Source organism: Kitasatospora sp. NPDC059646, from assembly GCF_042734615.1.
Taxonomy (GTDB): domain Bacteria; phylum Actinomycetota; class Actinomycetes; order Streptomycetales; family Streptomycetaceae; genus Kitasatospora.
Window position 1 is genome coordinate 64,397 of sequence record NZ_JBHWDS010000031.1, and the last position, 21,925, is coordinate 86,321.

Here is a 21,925-nt window from a genome sequence, read left to right on the forward strand (position 1 = left end):
ATCTAGGGACAGTCCCCGGCCGGGAAGGCACACAGTTCGGGTGCCTTCCCGGCCCGGAGAACTCGCTGGTGCCCGCCGCCGTACCCGGCGCACGCCGGGACCGAACCCCCCCCGGCCGCTCGGCGGCCTTCACCGCCAGGCCCTGCTTTCCCTTCCTGCTGAAATCCCAGGAGCGCCCCTTTGGCAACGGGGAAGGCCGGCATCGTTCGGCGACTGCCGGCCCCGGGGCCGGAGAACTCAGGTGCCCACCAGCGGACGGGAGCCGACAGGCCGGGCCGTTGACGCCTCCACCCCGGGCCGCCGGAGCATCGCGTGAAACGTCCGCTCGGACCGATCGACGCGGTCGGCGTCCGTGCGGAGCAGCGCCTCGCGCAGCGCGGTCACATCGCCGTACTTCGGCCGCTGCGGGTCCGGTGCGCTCAGCCAGGCCGCTGCCATCGCCCCCTGCCCCCGGACGGGCAGCAGCAGCCATGCCCCGGCCGCCAGCACCCGCACGCCGGGCACATCGGCCGCCGCGCCGCCGGTCCCCGGAGCGACCAGGACCACCAGCTCCCCGCGCACGTAGTCCGCCAGTACTGGCACGCCGGCGTCCACCGGCAGCCCGAGGACGTCCAGGGCGCTCAGTCCGCGCTCCAGCGGCGTCACTGCGACCGCGTCCCACTCCAGCCCGCACGCCGCCAACTCGGTGGTGCTGCTGGGCAGCGAGTAGCGCGCTTCATGGACCAGCACCTCATCCGGGTGGAGCCGGGCGGTCCAGGAGGGCGGCGGGGCAGGAGAGTTCGCAGAGGGAGCCATGACCGCACGGTAAAGGCGGTACAACAGACAGTAAGCACTCGTTTCGGGTGCATTCTCACCCAACCCGGGCCCGAGGTGCGGCGTGGACGACGACGAACTCAACCGAGCGATCGGCAGGCGCATCGCCTACTGGCGTACACGCCGCAGGATGACGCAGGAGGAGTTCGCCCGCCTGATGGGCGGCAAGTCGCGTCGATGGGCCCAGAACATCGAGGCCGGCCTCCGCCAGAGCGACCCTCGCCTGTCCGTGCTCCAGATGGCCGCCCGGGTCCTCAAGATCGAGATCGCCGACCTGCTCGACGACACCCCGGCGGCCGGCTGCGTCGATGCCGTCGAGCTCGCCGAGATCCGCGACGCCCTCCAGCGGCACGACCTGATCACCGGCACCGCGGACCCCAGCGGCGGCGACCCCTTGCCGATCGACGTCCTTCGCCGGCGCTTCGTCCATGGCCGACTCGCCTTCCAGGCCGGCAGCTTCGCCGCACTCGGCCGCCTGGTCCCCGAGCTGCTGACCGACACCAACCGGGCCGCCGCCCGCTACACCGGCGAGGACCGAATCGCCGCGCTGCGCCTGCTCTCGCTCACCCTCGGGCTCACCGAGGGCACCGCCACCAAGTACGGGGCCGTCGAGCTCGCCCTCCTCGCCGGTCACCGCGCCGTCGCCGTCGCCGAGCGCAGCGAGGACCCCGTCATCATGGCGTCCGCCGCCCGGCAGCTCGCCGACGCGATGACCCACTCCGGGCAGGCCCGGTCCGCCGCCGAGTTCGCCGTCGCCGCGGCCGTTCGGCTGGAGGGCGACCTCCTCGAACGCGGCGAATCCGGGCTCAGCGTCCTCGGCATGCTCTACCTCAAGGCCGCCATGGCCAAGGCCGCCGCCGCCGAGCGCACCGACCCGCGCGCCGCCATCGACGTGCCCGAGCTCCTCGACCAGGCCGACCACCACGCCGCCCAGCTCGGCCACGACGGCAACGCGATGTTCACCGCCTTCGGGCCGACCAACGCCGCCGTTCACCGCGTCGCCGCCATGGTCCAGCTCTCCCAGGGCGCCGACGCCGTCGCCATTGCCGTCGGCATCCCCGACCCGGCCCTCGGCGCCCTGCCGCGCGAGCGCCGCGCGCACCACCTCGCCGACCTCGCCCGCGGCTACCTCCAAGCCGGCCGCCGTGAGGAAGCCGTCGACACCCTCCTCGACGCCGAGCGCCAGGCCCCCGAGGAAGTGCGCTGCCGGCCCCGTACCCACCGTCTGGTCGAGGACCTCCGGCTCCTCGGCGCCGGCAGCGCGAGCGGCCGGCTGAACGCCCTCGCCGAGCGCTGCGGCCTCACCTGACGGCCCGACACCTGGCGGCCCACCGAGCGGCCCGACCGCCGACCGCCTCGGCCACGGCCCGGCCCTGCCGGACGGCCAGAGTTTGCTTGCGCGCGCTGACGGGCCCGGGGTGGACTGGCGGGGTGACCGATACCACCACCAGCAGCACCCTGTACGTGGTCGCGTTCGCGGCCCCGCCCGTCCGCCGCATCGCCACCCCGATCCGCGCCGCGCAGGCCGCCGGCTGGGACGTCTGCCTGATCCTCAGCCCCTCCGCCCACCGCTGGGCCCAGGAGGACCCCGACCCCGCCCTCGGCTTCGACCTCGACAGCCTCGCAAAGCTGACCGGCCACCCGGTGCGCCACCGCTACAAACTGCCTTCCCAGTCCGACGTGCTGCCCTCCCCCGACGCCCTGCTGGCCGCACCGCTCACCTGCAACTCGCTGAACAAGTGGGGCGCCGGCATCTCCGACACGCTCGCCCTGGGCCTGCTCACCGAGTCCATGGGAATGAACAAGCCGGTCGTCGCCCTGCCACACTTCAACGCCGCCCAGGCCAACCAGCGCGCCACCGCGATCCACGCCGACCGGCTGCGCGAGGACGGGGTGACCCTCCTCCTCGGCCCGGGCGGATTCGTCCCGCACCCGCCCCGCCACAGCAACCCCGACACCTACCCCTGGGCCGCCGCCCTCGACGCCCTCCCCGACCCGACAGCACTGCGCACCGGCCGGACGGCCTGACCCCCACCGGACACCGCTGGGCCGGACGCCGACCGACCCGGCGACGTCTCCGACGGTGAGCGAAGATCGCCCTGTGCACCCGACCGGGGGCGTACGCACCAGCACGAAGGGGGACCGGTGAAACTGCCCGGATTCATCAGCGATCTACCTGGCGGGGCCGGCGGGGTGGGCGGCCTGGTCGCCGCGGGCCTGCTCGCTCTCGCAGTCTTCGCCAACCAGGCCCGCACCGCGGCGGAGAAGCAGGCGTTCAACCGCTCCGTCGAAGAGTTCTTCGGCAAGATCGCCGCCGGAGTGGGCCGCTACTTCTCCGGCCGCGAGCTCGACGGCGTCCAGCGCAGCGAGGCGACGTGGTGGCACTCGGGTGCCCCGCAGCCCGACGACGAGCGCAACGAGAGCCCGCTCGCCGAGCTCGGGAAGTCCGCACCCGCCTCCGTGCCGGACGTCTCGTTCGACAAGGCGAAACGGCCGAACGCCGCCATGCGAGTCGCCCGGGCCCTCGCCTCCCCGTTCCTCCTCCTGGGCCGCTCCCTGGCCGGGATCGTCCGCGTCCTGCGGGCCTGGCCCCGCTGGCCGCTGTCGACGCGCTCGGCCGTGCGGATCGCCCCGCTCATGCTCGCCTACGTCTGGTGGCGTTTCCCCGGGGCCCTCTGGCCCGTCCTGGTCGCCGCCGCCGGCGCCGTCTTGGTCGCCGCGGCCACCAGCTCGGCCGGCCTCGGCTGGTGGAAGGTAGCCCCCGCCTGGACCGACGGCCAGGTCTACGGACCCGGTCTGTGGGTACCGATCCGCCAGATCCTCCGCCTCGCGGAGACCGAGCGCCGCAAGCGCTGGCTTGAAGTCCCGGACGACTTCCGGGCGGACGGCGCGCGCATCGTGCTGCGCCTTCCCGTCAGTTGGGTGGGAAGCCCGGAGGCGAAAGCGCAGATCGAAAGGATCGTCGAGGAGCGCACCCCGGGGGAATGGATTTCCCAGTGGCACCAGGCCGGGAGGGAGCACTACGTCGAGTGGACGTTGAAGCCGAAGCCGAAGCCTCGCGTGAAGCTCCCCGACTACGTCCCGTGGAAGCCGACCGGCGACCTGCGGAAGGTCTTCATCGGCCTGGCGATCGAGGACAACGAGCTCGTTGACGCAGTCGTGCAGACCCAGACCGAGACGCCGCACTGGGGCGTGGCGGGCGACACCGGATCGGGCAAGTCGACCATTCTCTACCTGGCCGTGCTGAACGCCAGGATGGGCGGCGAGCTCGTCGACATTCTCGACACCAAGCGCAATTCGATGATCGAGGCCGAGGGGTACTCGGGCGTCCGGGTCCACAAGACGGTGCGCGCATGCATGGCGGCATTCGCCGAATTCCTGACGTCGATGATGGCGGCCGAGGCGGCGGGCGAGAAGGGTGGAGACCCCGCGATGCGGCAGCAGCTCGTCGGCCGCACTCTCGTCGTGGACGAGCTCCCCACGTTGATCAAACTGGCCTACATCTGGTGGCGTCACGGAATCAAGGGGAAGGGCCAGCCGCCGTTTCAGGACTGGCTCGCGATCATCCTCCTGCAAGGCCGCTCCTCGAATCACCGCGTGGTCGTCGGCACCCAGCAGTTCGCCAACGCCTACTTCGGCGGCACCATGGAGCGCGCCCAGATCGGGACGCGCATTCTGGTCGGCCAGCAGGAGCGCACCTCCTGGGGCGTGGCCTTCGGCCAGTCCACTCCCGTCCTCTCCTTCGACACCACCGTCAAGGGCCGCGGCGCGTACAGCGACAAGAGGTTCGACGCCGAGGGCGACCACCTGTTCGTCCGGGAGATTCAGGCGTCCTACGTCACCCCGGAGGTAGGCCGGTACCTCGCCGACTGCCGTCCGGCGCCCCGCTGGTTCGACGCCGGAGAGATGGCTCCGTGGATCACGCCGGAGGCGCTCAAGGAGGCAGCCTCGACCGCAGCCGTCGCCGACTTCCTGCCCGGCGGCAAGTACGGGCCGGCGTCGCTCCCCCCTGTCGTGCTGCGCACTGCGGGGGTGATCGCAGCGAGTTCTCCCGCGCCACAAGCCGTAGGAGCGGCGCCCGCGCCCGCGCCAGAGATCGTGACAACCCCGCCAGCGGCACCGGAGGCGGACCCCGACGCGGGACCGGAGACGTACACGCTGACCCAGGCGTTCGAGGCCGGCATCCTTCCGTGGAAGGCCGCAACCGTCCGCACCTACCGCAAGCGCGGCGAGGCCCGGGGCATTGTGTTCCCGGAGGGGGTCACGGACGGGCACACCTGGTTTTACACGGAGGAGGAGCTCCGGGGCTGGCTCGCCGCCTGGCAGGAGTGGCAGAAGAACCACAACACCCACAACAGCCGGCCCGCTGACGATGCCTCGGAGGAAGCCGCTTCAAGTGGCTGAACGCGGTAGGGCCCGGCCGGAGCTTCTCCGGCCGGGCCCGCGTCGCGCTGCGCGCCTAGGCCATCAGGGCGTAGACCGTCCCGGCAACAGCGGTTCCCAGAACGGCTCCGGTGACGACCTGTGAGACGGTGTGCTCGTGGACGGAGACGCGCGCCCACCCGAGCCCTGCGACGAGTGCGAAGCCGATCGACCAGCCGGGGCTGAACGCCAGGGCGAGCATGGCGACGGAGCCCCCGGTGACGGCCGTGTGAACGCTGATCTTGTACCGAGCGAGAACGGTGACCGGCCAGATCGCGGTGATCGTGGCCCACATGGCGGCAGTCATGGCGATCATCGGGCCTGGAGCGCCGGTGACGGTTTGAAGCGCCAGGCCGGCGGCGACGGAAGTGCTAATGACCGGCAGCACGGTGATTCTCTGCTGGCGTTCCGTCAGGTGCCGATTTGCCCATGTGCCGTCCCCGGCAACGTACAGGATGTACGCCATCGGCAGGACGGCGGCGAATACGATCGCGACGGCTGCCCAGCCGAGGCCGCGCCACCCGTACAGGCCGCAGCCGATGAGGAGACTGACCGCCGTGATGACGTTCTTCGGGTCGATCCAGTCGGACATGCGGCGCGCGAGTGGGTTCGGTGACGCCTGCGCGGCGGTGGCGGAGTTCATCAGTGACGGGCCTCGGTGTTGAAGTGCCGGGCGACCTCTGCCGCCCACCGGATTTCGGCGCTGGGCCCCCGCATCTGACGTTCGATGATCGCCGCAGGGTCAACGGTGCTCTCGCCCTCGCCCGTGGCCTTGCGCAGCAGCGCGGCCCGCAGCCATCGGGCCTCGTTGGCGGGGTCGCTGCTGATGGTCGCCCGGCTGCCGGCCGTCGGGCTCCATGGCACCAGGGCGTGCGTCGCGTCCCGGATGCCGAAAGCGATGTGGGCGGCGTCGATGTCGCGTCCGCCGATGGTCAGCAGCTCACCCAGCCGGGAGCGCTGGCCCTCGCCGATGGCCAAGTGAGGGAACTCGGCCACGACGGCGGACCACAGAGGCTGCATGTGCCAGATGGAACGCTGGTGACGGACGTAGCGGACCAGGGAGCGCAGCGGCGCGAGGACCAGGCCAACGATGATCAGAATGATCGACGGGCCCATGAGCAGATCGCTGATGCCGTCGGTGACGGCCAGGCTCGGGGCTGCGACGTGCGCGACGCCCAGAACGCCGATGCGCCACACCGTGTACGTAGTGCCGACGGTGCAGCCGACGGCGAGGCAGGTCGTGCCGGCCCGGGCCAGCCCGCGCGGCACGGATTGGCGGGTGCTCCAGAAGAGGAACGCCCCGGCGACCATGGAGTACCCCAGGAAGGCGTAGAAGCAGGCAAGGTAGGCGTCGAGGCGGAGGTCGCCGAGATGCTGCTTCACCACGTCGTCGAAGCTCCCGCCGCTGCGTCGGGGGAGGGCCAGGAAAAACAGGGTGAACAGGGCGGCTTCGGCTCCCCCCAGGAGCAGCAGGTGCCCGCGGACCCTGCGACCGTGTACGACGTACAGGTAGTCGATCAGCGTGGCCGCCGATGCGACGCCGAACATGTGTTTGAGGAGGACCGGCGAGTTCGGGAGGAGCTCGTGAAGGTGGTCGCCGACGGGCCGACCGCCCAGGAGCAGCGCCAGCCCGAGGAGTCCGATGGTCAGACACAGGGAGCGCTGCGCGCGCCCGGAGCGGAACGCGGATGGCAGCCGCCATGCCGCGATGGCTATCAGGGCTGCGGAGATGACGGCGAAGATCACGAGGCGGCCCTCCATCCCCGGTTTTCTACGGGGTGGGTCAGTGACTCCGTGAGCCGTCGGGCTGTGGGAGTGCTGCCGGCGTCCTCGCCCAAGTGATCCGCGAGCAGCAGAGCCAGAAGCTCGGCCTCCTGCTCCTCCCAGTTCGTGTATCCCTTCCGGGGAAGGGCCAGGGCCGTACGCACGAACTCCGCGTCGATCGCCGGGAACGCCTGGGTGATCAGCTCCGGGTCGATTCGGCAACTGTGGCCTGCGGCCATGTGGCTGAGCTCGTGAAGTTGAATGAGGGTCTGGTGAGGCAGGCTGGTGTGCGCCAGGTAGAGAACCACGTCGACGGTGCGCAGGGACACCCACAGACCTGACGGCGAGCCCGACCCACTGTTGGGCATCGGTTCGAAGACGATTGGCCGGCCCCGCTGCTGCGCGAGGTTGTCGGCGAACGCCTGGACGGTGAAGGGCTGCGGTATGGGGAGCTGCGCGAGTATGCCCTCGCATCTCCGGCGAAGCCCTCTTGGTAGGGGCATGAACCCTCCGTTGCGGGACGTCAGCTGAGCGTGCCATTGAAGCACGCTCAGCTATCGGGTCCGTGACTGGGCGGTCTCAGAGCGTGGGGTCCGACCCCGAGGGGGTGTGCTGGGCTTCGATCTCACGGAGTCGGCTGGCGAGGTCGGCGACGAGAGCAATCGAGCCGGGGGTCAAGGCGGTTGCTCGTGCCATGAGCCCCAGCAGCTCCGCGCTGCCGCCGGTGAGGGCAGCGAGCGTGTGCACTGCGTCCAGTTGCTTGTGCACGGTCTCGGCGTCGCCGTCGCTGCCGGTGAAGTACAGGACTCCGTCGTCGATCCCGAAAGCGGCGGCGAGAGCGTCCAACGTGTTCACGGTCGGGTTTGGCGGCCTGCCGCCGCTGCCCCGCATGAGGTGCAGGTTGCGGATGGTGTCCGACGAGATCGCTTTGGGTCCGAGCTTGGCGTTCGCGCGCTCGGCGATCTCGTCGTAGGTCAGGTCCGGCAGCTTGGTGCCGACGCCGTGTTCGCGCGCCGATCGCCGGCGCTCGTTCTCGGCCGTGATGAGCCGGTCAAGTCGAGTTGAGATCCTTCTTACCCGACTTTGTCCTATTTCCATCCAGGTCCCGTCTTCCTCCGGTTGGACCGCCCGAGAGCGGCCTCGATCATAATCGGCAAGATTCACACTGTCGCCAGGCAGGCAACATATGGTTAGGTTGCCACTGCGTTGAGTTAAATCAATGCCGCGCGCAGACTTTGGCGCATCCTAGGTCGGTACGGACCGAGTTCTGGCCTATGATGCCCGGTTCTCGCGCGTCGCCCCTGCTGGGGTCGGCTCGCCGACTGCACAGGGGCTCCACCGGGGGCCGCCCGGCGGGCGCAAGCCCGTCGTGCGGGTCAGCGTAACCGGTCCGGATCTTGCTCGTTTGGCCAGGTAGGAGGCTTACCGACTGCCGCCGGCGACTTTGCGAGGGAGAGCCGGGAACTCGCAACTGCGGTGGTGCGAACCCGCTGGAGCGAGTTCAGGGACGGCCGCCCTCCGTCATCGGGGGATGCGGAGGGCGGCCGTCCCTGACCGTGCTGGTGCCAGCGGTCCGGGTGGATGCAGCGGTTCTGTTGGTCCCCGCGGGGGGTTGGGGAGGTAGAGGGTTGCCCAGCGCAGCGAAAATTCTTCGAGTGGTCATGGGCCTGCCGGAGCCCGCAAGTCCGGCGCGTGACCAGGGGGGACGGCCGAAGCGGCGGGGAGGAGAGCCGGTGCCGCCGCAGCAGAGCGTGCCCACAGGCCCGGGGGGCCTGTGGGAGGAGGCCGGCCGGGAACTCGCCCGGTCGCAGCCGGCCGCCGCGGCTCCGTCGGTGCCCGCGTCAGCCGCCGCCGTGCCGTGGACACCGCACACCGAGCGGTCGGGTGTGCGCTTCCTGCAACGGGCGGGCCGCACCCTGCTGTGGGGCGTGGTCGGCATCGCCGCCGTCACCGGCGTGCGCGCCTGGTTCATCCCGCCGAAGGTGCACATTCCGCAGCAGCAGGGGGCGACGAACACCGGGCCCGTCTACCCGACGGCCGAAGCGCAGGCGACGGCCGCGATGTTCGCCCGGACCTACCTCTCGTGGGACGCCGCCGACCGGCAGTCCCGCGCCGCCGCGCTCGCCGCGCTGCTGCCGACCGGCACGGACACCGCGATGGGCTGGGACGGCCACGGCCGCCAGGACGTGCTTGCCGTCGAGGCCGCCGGCGTCACAGTCGGCGAGCAGGGGCAGGCCCGGGTACGGGTCCTCGCGCTGATCCGCCCGGCCGCCGCCCCGACCACCGGTGCAGCCGTCCCCGCGACGCCCGCGCCCGGGGCGACGGCAGCGGCGCCGTCCGCGCAGTGGGTCGCCCTTGAGGTGCCCGTCGGGCAGAGCGCCGGCCGCATCGTGGTGACGGGCGAGCCCGGGCTCGTCGGCGTCCCCGCCCGCGGGCCCGCGCCCTCGCAGGCCCCCGTCACACCCACCGACACCGAGATGGCCACCACGACGCATCCGATCGTCGAGACCTTCCTCAGGGCGTACGCCACCGGGGCCGCGACCGCGCCGACCACCACCTCCGCCACCGCGCCCGGCGCCAGCATCCCGCCGCTTCCGGCCGGATTCGGCTTCGGCAATCTCTCTTCCTGGACCGTGGACACCGCAACGGGCGACACCCGCACCGGCACCGCCCGCGTCTCCTGGACCGTCAGCGGGGCCTCGATCGAGCAGACGTACCGCGTCGAGCTCACCCGCGTATCCAGCGCCCAGGCCCAGACCTGGCAGGTCGCCGCCATCCACGGCGGATCGCTCTAACCCGCTCCCAACCCAGGGCCACGCCCGGTGTCGGGCCTCCCGCGGGCCCCGAACGGCCAACCATCATCACGAGGGGTGCACACTCCAATGCATTCAGTTCAGCAGCTCGCGGCGATCACCGACGGTTCCAGCCTCAAGACCTGGGTCCTGGCCATCGCCGGCAACCTGTTCCTCGCCGTCCTGGCACTGCGGGCCGTCGGCCACTTCTTCAAGAAGGAGTGGGGCGAGATGATCACGCTCTGCCTCGCCGCAATCTTCGTCGGCGCCATCGTCTGGTTCCCCGACGGCGTCAAGACGGTCCTCACCGACCTGTGGGGCAAGGTCTCCGGTACCTCATGAGCCGCACCGGACACACCTACACGGCTCACTTCGACCTCAACCCGCGTCAACACGAACTCCTCGGTGTTGACCTGGGCGAGGGGCTGGTCCGCAGGGCCCTGATCCTCGCGATTTCCCTGCTTGTCTCGTGGAACGGGGCCCTGCTCCTGCTCCTCGGCCTGCCGACCGTCCCCACGCTCACGCTGTACATCACGCCGCCGCTGGTCGCCACCTTCTACGGCTCCCAGCGCTCGACGAAGAACGACCGCCGATACAACTTCACCGTCTGGGCCCTGAGCCTGCGATACCTGACGGTCGGTCACCGGCCCGTCATCAACGGCGGCCGGCGGGCCGCCCACCGCACCGAGTGGCTCGGCCGGCGCGCCCGCTGGGGCGCCCGGGCCGAGTGGCTCGCCGACACCCCGCTCGGCCTGCTGGCCGAGCGGTGGCTCGGCCCCGAATCCGAGATCCCGACCGGCTCCGGCACGCCGCTGCGCCTGAACGCCCGCGCCCGCCTGTACGGGCCGGACGCGGTGGGGCGGGCCTACGGACGCAAGGCCCTGCCGAAGGAGGAGAACCGCACGTGAAGCTGCTCAAGAAGATCGAGGGCCTGGTCGGCCTCGGCGGCGACCGCGCCGCCGCGCCGCCGCGCTACCTCTCCGTCTCGGACGGACTGATCGTCACCGAGACCCACGCCGAAGCGTGGTACGTGCTGGAGAGCTCCAACACCGACCTCATGACGGAGGCGGCCCGCGACGCCGAGCTCGACCACGCCTCCAGCGCCCTCGCCCGCACGCTCGCCGGGCAGGAGTGCCACCTCAAAGTGCTGTGGAGCCCACTGGAGGCCGAGGACTACCGCGACGAGATGGCCGGCGGCGTGTTCAGCGCCGGTGAGTGGGAGCGGTGGGCGGACCTGCGCGTCGCCCGCCTCCAGCAGATGGGCCTGCCCACGCGCACCCTGCTGCTCGGCGTGCGCCTGACGGACCGTGCCGGGGCGGCCCAGAGCAGCAGCCGCCGCACCGTGCAGGACGCATTCGGCATCACCCGGTCCGGCCTGCCCGCGCGCGAGCTGGCCCGCCTCGACGCGCTGATGCGCCGCCTGGGCCGCCGACTCGAAGCCTCGCCCTGGGCCGCGAAGCCCGCCACCGTGGACACCCTCGCGTGGATGATCGCCCGCGAGACGCACCGCACCACGCCCCTGCCCACCGCCACCCGCAGCAGCATCACCGGCGCGCAGTTGGTCAGCCTCACCTACGGCAGGGTGCTGCCCTACCCCGACCACCTGCGGCTGACCGACGAGCGGGGCGACGTCGCCGCCTGGGTCTCGGTACTCACCATGCCCAACTTCCCCGCTGAGATGGTCAGCCCCGGCAACGGCGAGTGGCTGCGGACCCTCTCGGAGGTCAACTACGTCCCGGAACTCACCGAGGACCAGCTCGACGAGGTCGAGCAGTTCGGCGGGATCGAGCCGGGCGAGCTGATCGTCCCGGTCAGCCCCGAGGCGTCCGTCCGGTTCACCGTCCACCACAAGCGCGACGCCCTCAAGCTGGTGGAGCAGGCCCGCATCCTCGCCAAGGAGCAGCGGGTCAGCGCCGCCAAGCACTCCGCGGAGGACCCCGGCCTCGACATCGAGGAGACCGAGGCCGCGATGGGCGGCCTCATCCGCGACATGCGCCGCGACGACGTCACGCTCCTGGAAGACCACCCCCGGCTGATCGTCACCAGCACCAGCAGCCTCGCCGACCTGCGCGCCCGGGTCGATGCCGTGATCACCCACTACGGCGGGCTCGGCATCGACGTGATCGTCGGCGGCGAGGAGCAGCGCGAGCTCTACCTCGAAACGCTGCCGGGCGACCGCATCCGCGTCCCCGACCTCGCGCACCAACGCGACGTCACCGCGCTGGCCGGCTCCTGGTTCTGGGGCGGTGCCAAGCTCGGCGACGACCACGGCCCCATCATCGGCTACCTCACCGGCACCACGCAGGCCGCGTTCCGCTACGACGCGACCGCCGGAAGCGACCGCGGCGACGCGACCACCACGGCGTTCATCGGCCGCTCCGGCCGGGGCAAGTCCACCGCGATGATGCTCGCGATCATGGACGCGGCCTTCCGCGGCGCGTTCAACCTGGTCCTCGACTTCAAGGGAGACCTGGCCGGACTGGTCACCGCCGCGCAGGACTTCGGCCTCAACGCCCACCTCGTCGAGATCAACTCCCGTTTCGCCGGCGTCCTCGACCTGTTCCGCCTGCTGGAGCGCGAAGGCGAGAAGGCCGACCAGGCCCAGATCGAAGTACCGGCGCAGTTGAGCATCGCCGCCCCGCCACACCTGCGCGCCCGCGGCGCCGAGACGCCCATCCAACGAGCCGTCAACGCAGTGATCGAGCAGAACGAGCGGCCCGCGACCTGGCAAGTGATCGAGTACCTGCGCGGCATGGACGACCCGCTCGCCCGCGAGACCGGCGACGCCCTGCACGAGCTCGCTCAAACCCCGCTCGGCTCCCCGTTCATGGGCCGCCCCAGCGGCGAGGCCGTCCCGCTGCGCCCCGAGCCGGGCGTGTGGGTCGTGCAGATGCCGGGCCTGTCGCTGCCCGCGGCCGAGGTCGCCCGCGAGGACTGGAACCCGCTGCACCGCATGAGCGTCGCCCTCATGCACTCCATGCTCGCCTACGGCGTCACCACCGCCGGCCGCCGCGACCTGCGAGGCCTGCGCAAGGCCGTGTGCGTCCCCGAGGTGCACGTCCTCACCGCGACCCGCGAGGGCGCCGCCTTCCTCTCCTACATCGCCCGCGTCGGCCGCGCCCTCGGGTGCGCGCTGCTGCTGGACACCCAGGACCCCGAGAGCCTGATCAAGCTCGTCGGCGTCACCGAGCAGCTCGCGACGGTCTTCGGCTTCCAACTGACCGTCAGGGAGCAGCAGGACGCCCTTGCCGAACTGCTGGGCCTGCCGAAGGACAACCACACGCGGGCCTTCATCCAGTCCATCGGCCTCAACCCGGACGGCACGATCCGGCACGGCCACTGCATCGCCCGTGACCACCACTTCCACGCGGCCACCGTCCAGTTCGACGTGCCCTCCGCCGAGCTGCTCGAACTCCTCGACACCTCACCCAAGGCGGCCAACGAGGAACCGGACGGCGACGACGAGTTCGACGACGACCAGGACGCCGACGACACCGGCGTGCAGATGGAGAAGGTGACCCTGTGAAGCGCACCGCAACCGCCGCCCTGCTCACCGCCGGCGTCCTCGCCGCCGCGGCCGGCTGCTCCTCGGCCCCCGCCGACAAGGCCAAGCCGGCGCCCGACCCCACGGCCGCAGTGCGCAAGGCCGCCCAGGACTACCAGGCGGCGGCCGTCCGCGGCGACTGGAACACCGCGTGCGCGCTCAGCTCGGCCCGCCTGCGCGGCGGCACCGTCGCCGACTGCGTCGCCGCGAACAGCAGCGCCCCGGCACCGTCGCCGAGCAGCTCCGCGAGCCCCAGCCCCTCCGTGCAGCCACCGACCTACGCCGACGGCTCGACCCCGGCACCGATCGCCACCCCGACCCCGACCGGGGCGCAGCGCGCCAGCGTCGGCCCGATCACCGCGGGCGCCGCCATCGCCGTCCCCGCCTCCGGCAACCACGCCGCCGGATACGGGGTGTTCCTCTCCTACACCGTCACCTGGCCCGGCCAGGCCCCCACCGCCGACCACCGCGCGATGCGCCTGGTCCAGGAGGGCGGCGCGTGGGTGGTCGACCAGCACGAGGACGACCTCCAGCGCGAGGACCAGCTCCGCGAGGTGCTGCTCGGCGGTGCCAAGTGATCCTCTTGTGGAGGCTGTACGACCGCCGCCCGGTGCTGTGGCGCAACATCGTGCACCCGCTGTTCTTCCTGTTCTGCGTCCTGTCCATCCTGCTGTGGTGCGCCACGGTCGCCCACGCCGAGGACATCAGCCCGGTCGGCATCGGCGACCTCATGCCCTCGCCGAGCACCAACGTGCCCAAGGGGCAGGGCACCCTGTACGAGACGTACAGCAGCCCCACCACGTGGGTCCTGGACAGCGACTACGGCGTCAGCGACGTGTTCGACCCGATGCTCGAAGGCATCGCGGACATCTGCATGGCCCTGATCGCGGTCATCGGTGCGGCCGTCGTCGTGTGCGTGCAGTGGCTGTTCCAACTGGTGTCGCTCCCGGCGCTGGAGAACGCGATCACCAAGAGCATCGCGGGCGCCGCCACCGGCCTGACGGAAACCCTCCTGCCCTCCGCCCTCGCGGTCGGCGGCCTGATCGCCTTCGTCCAGCACAAGCGCGGCAGCGGCATGTCCCAGCTCACGTGGGTGGGCCTGTCGGCCGTCGTGTCGGTCTCGCTGCTCACCAGCCCCGGCACGTGGGTCAACGGTGTGGACACCGCGCGCACCGTCGGCGCCAACATCACCCTCAACGCGACCGCGGCCGGCCTCGGCGACGGCACGACCAACTTCCCGTTCAAGCTCGGCCACGACCCCGTCATGACCGGCAACGCCCGCGACGACATGCTCCGCAAGGCCAGTGACTCGGTCTGGCGCAGCTACGTCGCCGCCCCCTGGTGCGTGGCGGAGTTCGGCTCGTTCGAGGTGTGCCGCAAGTACGGCACCCAGGTCCTCGACAAGGGCATTGACAAGAAGAAACGCAAGGAATGGCTGCAAGACCATGTCACCAAGGACGCCGTCGGCGAAGACTCCGTGACGTGGCGTCAGGGGCACTCCCCGGTCGGCCGGATCATGGTCACCGTCCCCTCCCTGATCGCCGTGGTGATGTTCGCCGCGCTGGTCCTCCTGCTCTGTTTCGCCGGCCTCGCCAGCCTCCTGGGCGCCCTGATGCTGCTCCTGACGGGCGTGATTTTCGCCTGCCTGTGGGTGATTCCCGGCCGCCCGCGCCAGTGGGGCACCGCCTGGTTCGACAAGTTGCTCGGCTACACCCTCGAATCGTTCATCGCGACGATGACCCTCGGTGCCGTGCTCAGCCTCCAGAGCGCCACCACCCAGATGTTCGGCACCTACGGGTGGCTGCCGTCGATGGGCCTCTCCATCGCCGCCGCCATCGTCGGCGTGAAGTTCCGCGGCGTCCTCGCCCAGATCTTCGGGGTCTCCGGCGGCTCCTCCAGCATGCTCGGCGGCCTGATCGCCTCCCAGCTCCTCGGCAAGGCCGCCGGCAAGATGTTCGGCGGCGGCAAGCGCGGCGGCGCCTACAAGCCGCACGACTTCAAGCCCGTCGAAGGCCCCGGCGACAAGGCCGGATCGGCCGGCGGAAACGGACCCGGCCGAGGCCCCGGCGGCGGCCCCAGCCTGCCCAAGCAGCGACCGCCCGCGCCGCCGCCGCTGCCCGCCGCACCCACACCCCCCGACAGCCCGCTCGCCCCGGCCGAGGCCCGCGTCCCCGCCGGAGCCGCCCGCGCCGCCAACCGGCGCACCGTCCTGTCCTCCTCCCACAAGCCCGGCCCGCGTCCGGCCCGCCGACCCGGCACCCCGACCTCCCGGCCCGGCCGCACTCCGGTACCCACACCGGGCAGTCCGCGCCGCACCGGCGCCCCGTCCGCCAGCCCCGTCCGCACCGCGGACACCCGTCCGCCAGTGCCCGGCCGCGCACCCGACACCGCGCCGGCCCGGACACCGCGCACCACCGCGCCCGCCGCCGCCCCTCCCACCGCACCCCCAAGCCCCACACTGCGCCCAGAAGTCGCGGGCGCGCCCACCTTCGCGTTCCGCACCGCCCCGCCGCCGCCGGCGCCCGGGGTCCGCAACCTGCGCCGCGGGACAGTCATCAGCACCTCCAACCGCCCGCCGGTGCGCGTCACCTCCGGCGGCAGCCGCCCCGCCCGCAGCACCCCGGCCGCCCCCACTCCGCGGCCGACCGCCCGCACTCCCCGACCCACCCGAAAGGGGTGACCGACCCATGGCCAGGGACGACGAACGCACCCCCGACGAGTGGCGGGAAGTCCTGCGCCGCGGCCTCGAAGGCCCCGGCGAACTCGACGGCAACCGCCGCCAGCGCCGCCGGCTCCGCGCAGCGCACCGCCGCGAGGTCCGCGAAAGCACCTCGGAATGGATCAGCGAACAGCGCCGCCGCGAGCCGATCCGGCCCGCCGGTGCCGCCCTGGTCGTCCTCCTGATCCTCGCCCTCGGCGCCGGCGCCCGGTGGCTGTGGCCCGGCCTCAACGGCTCCAGCCACCACCCCGCCGCGGCCCCGGCCGCCACCGCGCCCAGCACCACCGCACCCCAGCCCAACCCGCCCAGCACCACCCCGGCCAGCGCCAGTCCCACCGCCGCCAGCCTCACCGACCACGACCAGGTGGTGCGCGCCGCGCTGCGCCTGTACCTGACCCGCGACCCGATGCTCGACCGCACCCACCGGGCCTCGGTCGACCGTGCCGAGCCCTACCTCGAACCGGCCCTGTACGGGAACCTGACCGGCAACGACGACCCGGGGTGGAACAAGCTCAACAGCCAGTCCGCCAACGCCACGGTGACCGACGTCGCGGTCGGTCCGGACGGCACCGACCTGCCCCCGGACAACCCGCTGCGGGTGTGGCGCAAGGCCGTCGTCACCCTCGCCATCAAGGGCTACACCGACACCACGCAGACCATCACCCTGCACGTCGAGGTCACCAGCGACGGCGCCGGACAGTGGCGCGTCTCCCGGATCATGGGGCTGTGACCCGTGGACACCCGGGACGCCGCCCGCGTCGCCCTCCTTGCGAGCAAGGTCGGCCAACGCGCGGTCATGCTCAAGTACGGCGCTATAGCGGCCGTCGTCGCGTTCGTGCTGCTCGTCGTGTTCGGCCTGTTCGCCGGGTTCTCCGGCCATGCCTCCGCAGCCGACAAGACCTGCGGCGACCAGGGCCTCCCCAGCGCCCCCCTGCCGGGCGACAGCGGGACGAACCCCTCCGGCTCGCTGCGCGAGCAGCAGATCGCCAACGCGAAGGTCATCGACCAGGTAGCAGCCTCCGGCGGCCTGTCCGGCCGCGCGACCCTGATCGGCCTCATGACCGCGCTCCAGGAGTCATCGCTGATCGACCTGCCCAACGGCGACCGCGACTCGATCGGCCTGTTCCAGCAGCGCCCGTCGCAGGGCTGGGGAAGCGTCGAGCAGATCACCCACCACCCCGAGTACCAGGCGCGCAGCTTCTACTTCGGCGTCGGCCCCCACCACGAACCGCCCGGCCTGACGCAGGTGGTCGGCTGGCAGACGATGAGCATGGGCACCGCGGCCCAGGCCGTGCAGCGCTCCGCCTACCCGACGCTGTACGCCGGCCAGGAGAACGCCGCCCGCGAGATCGCCCGCCTCGCCGGTATCGACCTCCAACGCGCAGGCCAGGGCGACGGCAACGGCCACGCCAACGACCCCAGCAACCTGCCCACCGTCCCCACCGGCACGGACGGCTGCTACACCAGCACCGACCCCGGCACGCCCGGCGCCCCGTTCCACGACGGCACCGCGCCCTGGCCCGACGTGGTCAAGAACCCGCGCTCGACCGCGCAGGCGATCCAATGGGAGCGGGACCAGGCCGCCCACGGCAACCCGGACTGGCGCCTGCGCTGCCTGGCCACCGTCGCCAGCGCCTACGGCTGGGCGGGTGCCGGATACACCAACCCGCCCTCCAACTCCCACTCCTACGCCACCGAGCTGTACCGCAACCTGATCCCCGCCTCAATGCACCACGACGGCGACAGAAATCCGCCCCCAGGCGCATTGATGTTCTGGGACACGGGCAGCGCTGCCGGACATGTCGCCATGTACATCGGAAACGGGGAAGTAGCGAGTTCGGACATTCTCCGCCCCGGATACATCGACATTGTTCCCGCCACGCAAATTGAATCTAAATGGGGAGCCAAATATCTAGGGTGGTCGCCGCCGTATTTCCCCGCCGCCGGATAACTGCGGAAGAAAGAAGAACGAACGTGAGCTTTGATCCCGTCCCGGACCGCGAGGCCCCGATCGACCCCGACCAGGTCCCCGCGGAGCCCGTCTACACCATCACCCTCACCACCGCGGGCACGGCCCAGGTGAACGGCGCAGAGGTGTACGTCCCGGCCGACGGGAACCCCCGCCTCGCCGCCCTCGCCGAGGTCCGGATCAAGGCCGCGTTCCACGGCAGGCCCGTCCGCGCCACCGCCAAGGAGCCGGACGGGTCCGCCGTGCCCCTCATCGTCGACCCGGACGGCCGCACCACCCTTCTCACCCGGCCTCACCCGGTCCTACCTGCCCGACGGACCCCTCCACCCGCCCCGGCACCCCCCGTTGCGCACGAGCCCGCGTCAGTGGCACCGGCCGCCGCCCCGGCGGCCGGGCCAGCACCGGCTCCTGCCGCCCCGCCCGCGGCGCCCCCAGCTGGGAACCCCGCGGCACCAGCACCGGCTCCCGCCGCGGCCCAGCCCCCACGCCCCGCCTACACCCAGCTTCCGGCCCCCGGAGCCCCCTACACCGGCCAACCGCTCCCGCCCTGGGCCCACCCGGCTCCGGCCCCTGCGCCGGCTCCGGCTCCGGCCGAGCCCGAGGACCCGTTTCTCACCCGCTCGTTCACCGCGCCCAAACCCCCGCCGCCCGCCTCGACCCCGGCCCCGGCGCCGGCCGCACCCGTGGCAGCAGACCCGGTCGCGGCACCGGACGACCTGTGGAACGCCCCGCCGCCCGCCGAGTACCGCCCGCTGCTCGCCCAGATGCGGACCCAGCAGGAAGCCGGCGACTACGAGTTCGTCGTCAAGACCTCGCTCCTCCTCGAACTGACCTTCGCCCAGCTCTACGGCGAGCTGCACCCCTACACCGTGAACATGCTCAGCCTCCGGGCCTGGCTGACCAACCAGCGCGGAGAAGACTGGGCAGACGTCGTCGAGACCTTCCTCGCCACTGTCGAACGCCGGCGCAAGGCCGGAGCCCCCGCCACCGACACCGAGCGCATGGCCGTTGACGCCTACCGGGCCTGGCGAAAGCTCACCCAGGACGATCCGGAGCGCGCCCTCAAGACCGCCACCGCGCTCGTCGAGGCCCTTGACCACGACGAGCGGCGCGCGAACGCCGTCATCACCTGGTCCGAGGAACGCCTACGCCTCCCCTACCCGGGCTGACCCCGACACCGAGAGCCCCCTTGCCCGCCCGGCGAGGGGCTCTCGCGTACCCGGGACGTGACGGCCGGGCGGCGCAGCGGGGCGTAGCAGGGCGCAGCGGTGCGGCGTCGAGGGTGGTTGCCGGCCTTCCTTGCCCGGGCGGTGGTCCCCAGGGTGCCGCACGGCCCCCCGAGGGCCGCCCTCGGGCCTGGCGGCCCTCGGGTGGGGGCCGGGCGGCTTCGCCGCGTTCACCGGCCCCCAGTCCGCGCAAGCGCGGACCGCCCGGCCGGGCACCTCGCTGCGCTCGGCGCGTTCACCGGCCGGGTTGTCGGCCCTGCCTCGCTGTCGCTCGGCGCACCGGGCCGCCAAGCCAGGGCCGCGCGGCCTCCTGTGGCCCACCGCCCGGGCAACCCGCCCGGGGCTGACGCAGGAGAAACCGCCTTGAGCACCGACGCCATCGCGACCCGCACCGAGACCACTCCCGAGCCCGCCGGCACCGAGCACCGCATCGCTTCCCAGGCCGACGACCTCCTCGCCCTCACCCGCGACGAGTTCATGACCCTGGTCAACGGCGCGGCCGACCTGGTCCTCGACGCCCTCGACCTCGGCGAGCGGGACAACGACCTGATCAACCTGGTCGTCAACGCCACCGGGGCCATGATCGACAACCCCGACGTCACGTTCGACGAGATGGTCATCGAGCAGTACAGCGCGACCCCCGAGGAGCTGCGCGGGTGGTGGGACTGGAGCTGACCCCCTCCCCGACCCACCACCAGGAGAAACCCGCATGACCACCGCAGCCACCACCGCCCAGCAGTACGCCACCGCCGAGCAGCTCGTCGCCGATCTGCACATCGAGGGCATCGCCGCCCACGTCGTCCGGCGCTGGGGCACCGTGTCCGTCGCGATCAAGCACACCGTCACCCCCGAGACCGCCACCCTCTACATCGAGCAGCCCGCCGACGACCCCACCTGCGTCCTGTGGCTGCTCAAGAACGAGGCCGACGAGTCCCTCGACTGGAACGACTGGACCGTGCCCGCCGACGAGCACCGCCGCCGGGTCCGCACCGTCCAGCGCATCCGGGAGTGGTTCACGGTGAACGAGTACACCCCCGAGCGCCCCGCCGACGCACCCCCGGAGCACTACACCCGGGAGCAGATCACCCTCACCGTCGAGACCACCCTCGCCCGCCTCGCCCGCGACCTCGACCTCACCGCCCACGACAAGGGCTGCGCCGAGGTGGCCCTCGACTCCCTCCTCTACCTCCTCGACCACCCCGACGCCCCCATGCGCGAGGTGATCGCCGAGCAGTACGGCATGGAGCACCCCCACGACAAGCCCATCTCTTACCGGAACGGCCGCACCAGCTAGCCGCCGGCCACCAGGGCGCAGCACGGGCGCAGCGGGACGACTCCCGTTGCGCCCTTCGCCTTTTCCCGGGGGGTGTGACCCAGGCTGCCACACGGCCTCGCGTGCCGCCCTCGGGCCTGGCGGCCCTTCGGGTGGGCCGCCGGGCACCTCGCTGCGCTCGGCGCGTTCACCGGCGGCCCAGTCCGCGCAAGCGCGGACCGCCCGGGCCGGGCGGCTTCGCCGCGTTCACCGGCCCGGGTCCTGGCCCTGCGCCTCGCTGCCGCTCGCCGCGTACCGGGCCAGGAGCAAGCACGGGCCGCGTGGCCCCTGGGTCACACCCCCCGGGAACCGCCCGGGGCCTCGACCCGGAAGGGCCAACCATGATCACCGGTGTTGACTACTGCTCCAACTGCTACGCCATCACCCCGTCCGACGGACCGACCACCGCCCCTCTGTGCGCCCTCTGCGGGCACACTGAAATGGGCACCGTCACCCGGGACTGGATTGCGTCCGCAATCCAGCTCGCAAAGGGCCTGAGCGACGGTTACTGCCTTTACGACACCGCGACCTCCTTCACGTGCGGCGAGGCGGAAATGTTCGCCGAGTTCATGGCCGATTTCGGCTGCAAGGGAGTGGCGGAGACCTTCCTCAAGGAGCACGCGGAAGGCGACGACGAAGGCGACACCCACGGAATCGACGAGGAGGGAAACCTCTTCCGGCGTGACTGACCGTTAGACCCACCAGAAGGGGCGCAGCATTCGCTGCGCCCCTTCTGCATTTCCGTCGTGGAATGGGCCGAAAGGGTGAAACTTCCGTGTCGAGAAAGGGAAGTTTTTCAGTTACAGAAATGTGACTATTTGGGGCCCCTAATCGACAGCCCTTCGGGCTGGCACGGGCCGCCCCTTAAGTGGCCTTCGGCCACGGGCGGCCAGGACCCGCGTCGCGGGTCCACGGGAAGCCCGCCCCCCTGAGTGGCCTTCGGCCACGGGGCGGGAAAACCCCGGCCCTACCGGGCCGCCGCTAAAGCGGAGGGCCCCCCTAAAAGTCGCTTCGCGACTTGGGGCCCAACCCTGCGGGGCAATGGAATAACTGCCAACGGAGCGCAGAGAATTGATTCCGAGAGAGCCCGATAAACCCTCGAAAAATGGCCTAGATAAACTCAAAAAATGAAACGACACGGAAGATCTGACGGGGCGTCAGGTTAGGTTCGAGGGTGGTGCGGAGAGGTCTAGACCTCACAGAGGGTTGCCAAGGCATCCGAGGCCCGCTAGCTTCCTCCTAGTCAGCTAAGGCACCTCGACGGCGTGAAACGCCGTCAGGTGCCAGCCGCGAAGCGGCAAAACCCCAGGTCAAGGCCGCGAAGCGGCCGACAGCACCACCCGCCGGCCTCCGCGAAGCGGAGG

Annotated in this window: 20 protein-coding genes; 15 read left to right on the forward strand and 5 right to left on the reverse strand. The window is 71.7% G+C overall.

Features of this window, described 5'->3' with window-relative positions:
- Positions 1–237 precede the first annotated feature (237 nt).
- On the reverse strand, positions 238–795 hold the full coding sequence (locus ACFV1L_RS22175) for a hypothetical protein (RefSeq protein WP_380368233.1): 558 nt from the start codon (positions 793–795) through the stop codon (positions 238–240).
- 82 nt (positions 796–877) lie between these two features.
- Between ACFV1L_RS22175 and ACFV1L_RS22180 the strand changes: the two genes are divergently transcribed.
- The 3 genes from ACFV1L_RS22180 (at position 878) to ACFV1L_RS22190 (ending at position 5,217) form a co-directional block, all read left to right on the forward strand.
- Complete coding sequence (locus ACFV1L_RS22180; protein ID WP_380368234.1) at positions 878–2,122, forward strand: helix-turn-helix domain-containing protein; 1,245 nt, start codon at positions 878–880, stop codon at positions 2,120–2,122.
- Positions 2,123–2,244: 122 nt separating this feature from the next.
- Complete coding sequence (locus ACFV1L_RS22185) at positions 2,245–2,841, forward strand: flavoprotein (RefSeq protein ID WP_380368235.1); 597 nt, start codon at positions 2,245–2,247, stop codon at positions 2,839–2,841.
- 117 nt (positions 2,842–2,958) lie between these two features.
- Positions 2,959–5,217: a hypothetical protein gene (locus tag ACFV1L_RS22190; protein WP_380368237.1), complete on the forward strand. Its 2,259-nt coding sequence runs from the start codon at positions 2,959–2,961 to the stop codon at positions 5,215–5,217.
- A 55-nt stretch (positions 5,218–5,272) separates the two neighbouring features.
- Here the strand turns inward: ACFV1L_RS22190 and ACFV1L_RS22195 are convergent, their stop codons facing one another.
- The 4 genes from ACFV1L_RS22195 to ACFV1L_RS22210 form a co-directional block, all read right to left on the reverse strand.
- A complete protein-coding gene (locus ACFV1L_RS22195) occupies positions 5,273–5,878 on the reverse strand; it encodes a hypothetical protein (RefSeq protein ID WP_380368238.1) in 606 nt (201 codons plus the stop codon).
- Positions 5,878–6,981 (reverse strand): MAB_1171c family putative transporter, encoded by a 1,104-nt coding sequence (locus ACFV1L_RS22200; RefSeq protein ID WP_380368240.1) that lies wholly within the window; start codon positions 6,979–6,981, stop codon positions 5,878–5,880. Before ACFV1L_RS22200 ends, ACFV1L_RS22195 begins: the two co-directional genes overlap by 1 nt.
- Positions 6,978–7,328: a hypothetical protein gene (locus tag ACFV1L_RS22205; RefSeq protein WP_380368242.1), complete on the reverse strand. Its 351-nt coding sequence runs from the start codon at positions 7,326–7,328 to the stop codon at positions 6,978–6,980. Before ACFV1L_RS22205 ends, ACFV1L_RS22200 begins: the two co-directional genes overlap by 4 nt.
- 250 nt (positions 7,329–7,578) lie before the next feature.
- Positions 7,579–8,097: a hypothetical protein gene (locus ACFV1L_RS22210; RefSeq protein ID WP_380368244.1), complete on the reverse strand. Its 519-nt coding sequence runs from the start codon at positions 8,095–8,097 to the stop codon at positions 7,579–7,581.
- 635 nt (positions 8,098–8,732) lie between these two features.
- On the opposite strand from ACFV1L_RS22210, the gene ACFV1L_RS22215 reads away from it, so the two are divergent.
- From ACFV1L_RS22215 to ACFV1L_RS22270, 12 genes are all read left to right on the forward strand, one after another.
- Positions 8,733–9,794 (forward strand): conjugal transfer protein, encoded by a 1,062-nt coding sequence (locus ACFV1L_RS22215; RefSeq protein WP_380368245.1) that lies wholly within the window; start codon positions 8,733–8,735, stop codon positions 9,792–9,794.
- A gap of 87 nt (positions 9,795–9,881) precedes the next feature.
- On the forward strand, positions 9,882–10,133 hold the full coding sequence (locus ACFV1L_RS22220; RefSeq protein WP_380368247.1) for a hypothetical protein: 252 nt from the start codon (positions 9,882–9,884) through the stop codon (positions 10,131–10,133).
- A complete protein-coding gene (locus ACFV1L_RS22225) occupies positions 10,130–10,699 on the forward strand; it encodes a hypothetical protein (protein WP_380368248.1) in 570 nt (189 codons plus the stop codon). The genes ACFV1L_RS22220 and ACFV1L_RS22225 overlap by 4 nt, the downstream gene beginning before the upstream one ends.
- Positions 10,696–13,317, forward strand: a complete 2,622-nt coding sequence (locus ACFV1L_RS22230; protein ID WP_380368250.1) for an ATP-binding protein — start codon at positions 10,696–10,698, stop codon at positions 13,315–13,317. The genes ACFV1L_RS22225 and ACFV1L_RS22230 overlap by 4 nt, the downstream gene beginning before the upstream one ends.
- Positions 13,314–13,913 (forward strand): hypothetical protein, encoded by a 600-nt coding sequence (locus ACFV1L_RS22235; protein WP_380368251.1) that lies wholly within the window; start codon positions 13,314–13,316, stop codon positions 13,911–13,913. The genes ACFV1L_RS22230 and ACFV1L_RS22235 overlap by 4 nt, the downstream gene beginning before the upstream one ends.
- The gene (locus ACFV1L_RS22240) at positions 13,910–16,015 is read left to right on the forward strand and encodes a hypothetical protein (RefSeq protein WP_380368253.1); all 2,106 of its coding nucleotides are present in this window, start codon (positions 13,910–13,912) and stop codon (positions 16,013–16,015) included. The genes ACFV1L_RS22235 and ACFV1L_RS22240 overlap by 4 nt, the downstream gene beginning before the upstream one ends.
- 7 nt (positions 16,016–16,022) lie before the next feature.
- Positions 16,023–16,784, forward strand: coding sequence for a hypothetical protein (locus ACFV1L_RS22245; protein ID WP_380368255.1), 762 nt, complete (start codon positions 16,023–16,025; stop codon positions 16,782–16,784).
- Between the two features lie 3 nt (positions 16,785–16,787).
- Positions 16,788–18,005 carry a peptidase M23 gene (locus ACFV1L_RS22250; protein WP_380368257.1) on the forward strand — a complete coding sequence of 406 codons (1,218 nt, stop codon included), beginning with the start codon at positions 16,788–16,790 and terminating at the stop codon, positions 18,003–18,005.
- A 701-nt stretch (positions 18,006–18,706) separates the two neighbouring features.
- Positions 18,707–19,192 carry a hypothetical protein gene (locus tag ACFV1L_RS22255; protein ID WP_380368259.1) on the forward strand — a complete coding sequence of 162 codons (486 nt, stop codon included), beginning with the start codon at positions 18,707–18,709 and terminating at the stop codon, positions 19,190–19,192.
- A gap of 420 nt (positions 19,193–19,612) precedes the next feature.
- Positions 19,613–19,924 carry a hypothetical protein gene (locus ACFV1L_RS22260; RefSeq protein WP_380368260.1) on the forward strand — a complete coding sequence of 104 codons (312 nt, stop codon included), beginning with the start codon at positions 19,613–19,615 and terminating at the stop codon, positions 19,922–19,924.
- 34 nt (positions 19,925–19,958) lie between these two features.
- Complete coding sequence (locus ACFV1L_RS22265) at positions 19,959–20,543, forward strand: hypothetical protein (RefSeq protein ID WP_380368261.1); 585 nt, start codon at positions 19,959–19,961, stop codon at positions 20,541–20,543.
- A 359-nt stretch (positions 20,544–20,902) separates the two neighbouring features.
- A complete protein-coding gene (locus ACFV1L_RS22270; RefSeq protein ID WP_380368262.1) occupies positions 20,903–21,250 on the forward strand; it encodes a hypothetical protein in 348 nt (115 codons plus the stop codon).
- Positions 21,251–21,925: the final 675 nt, after the last annotated feature.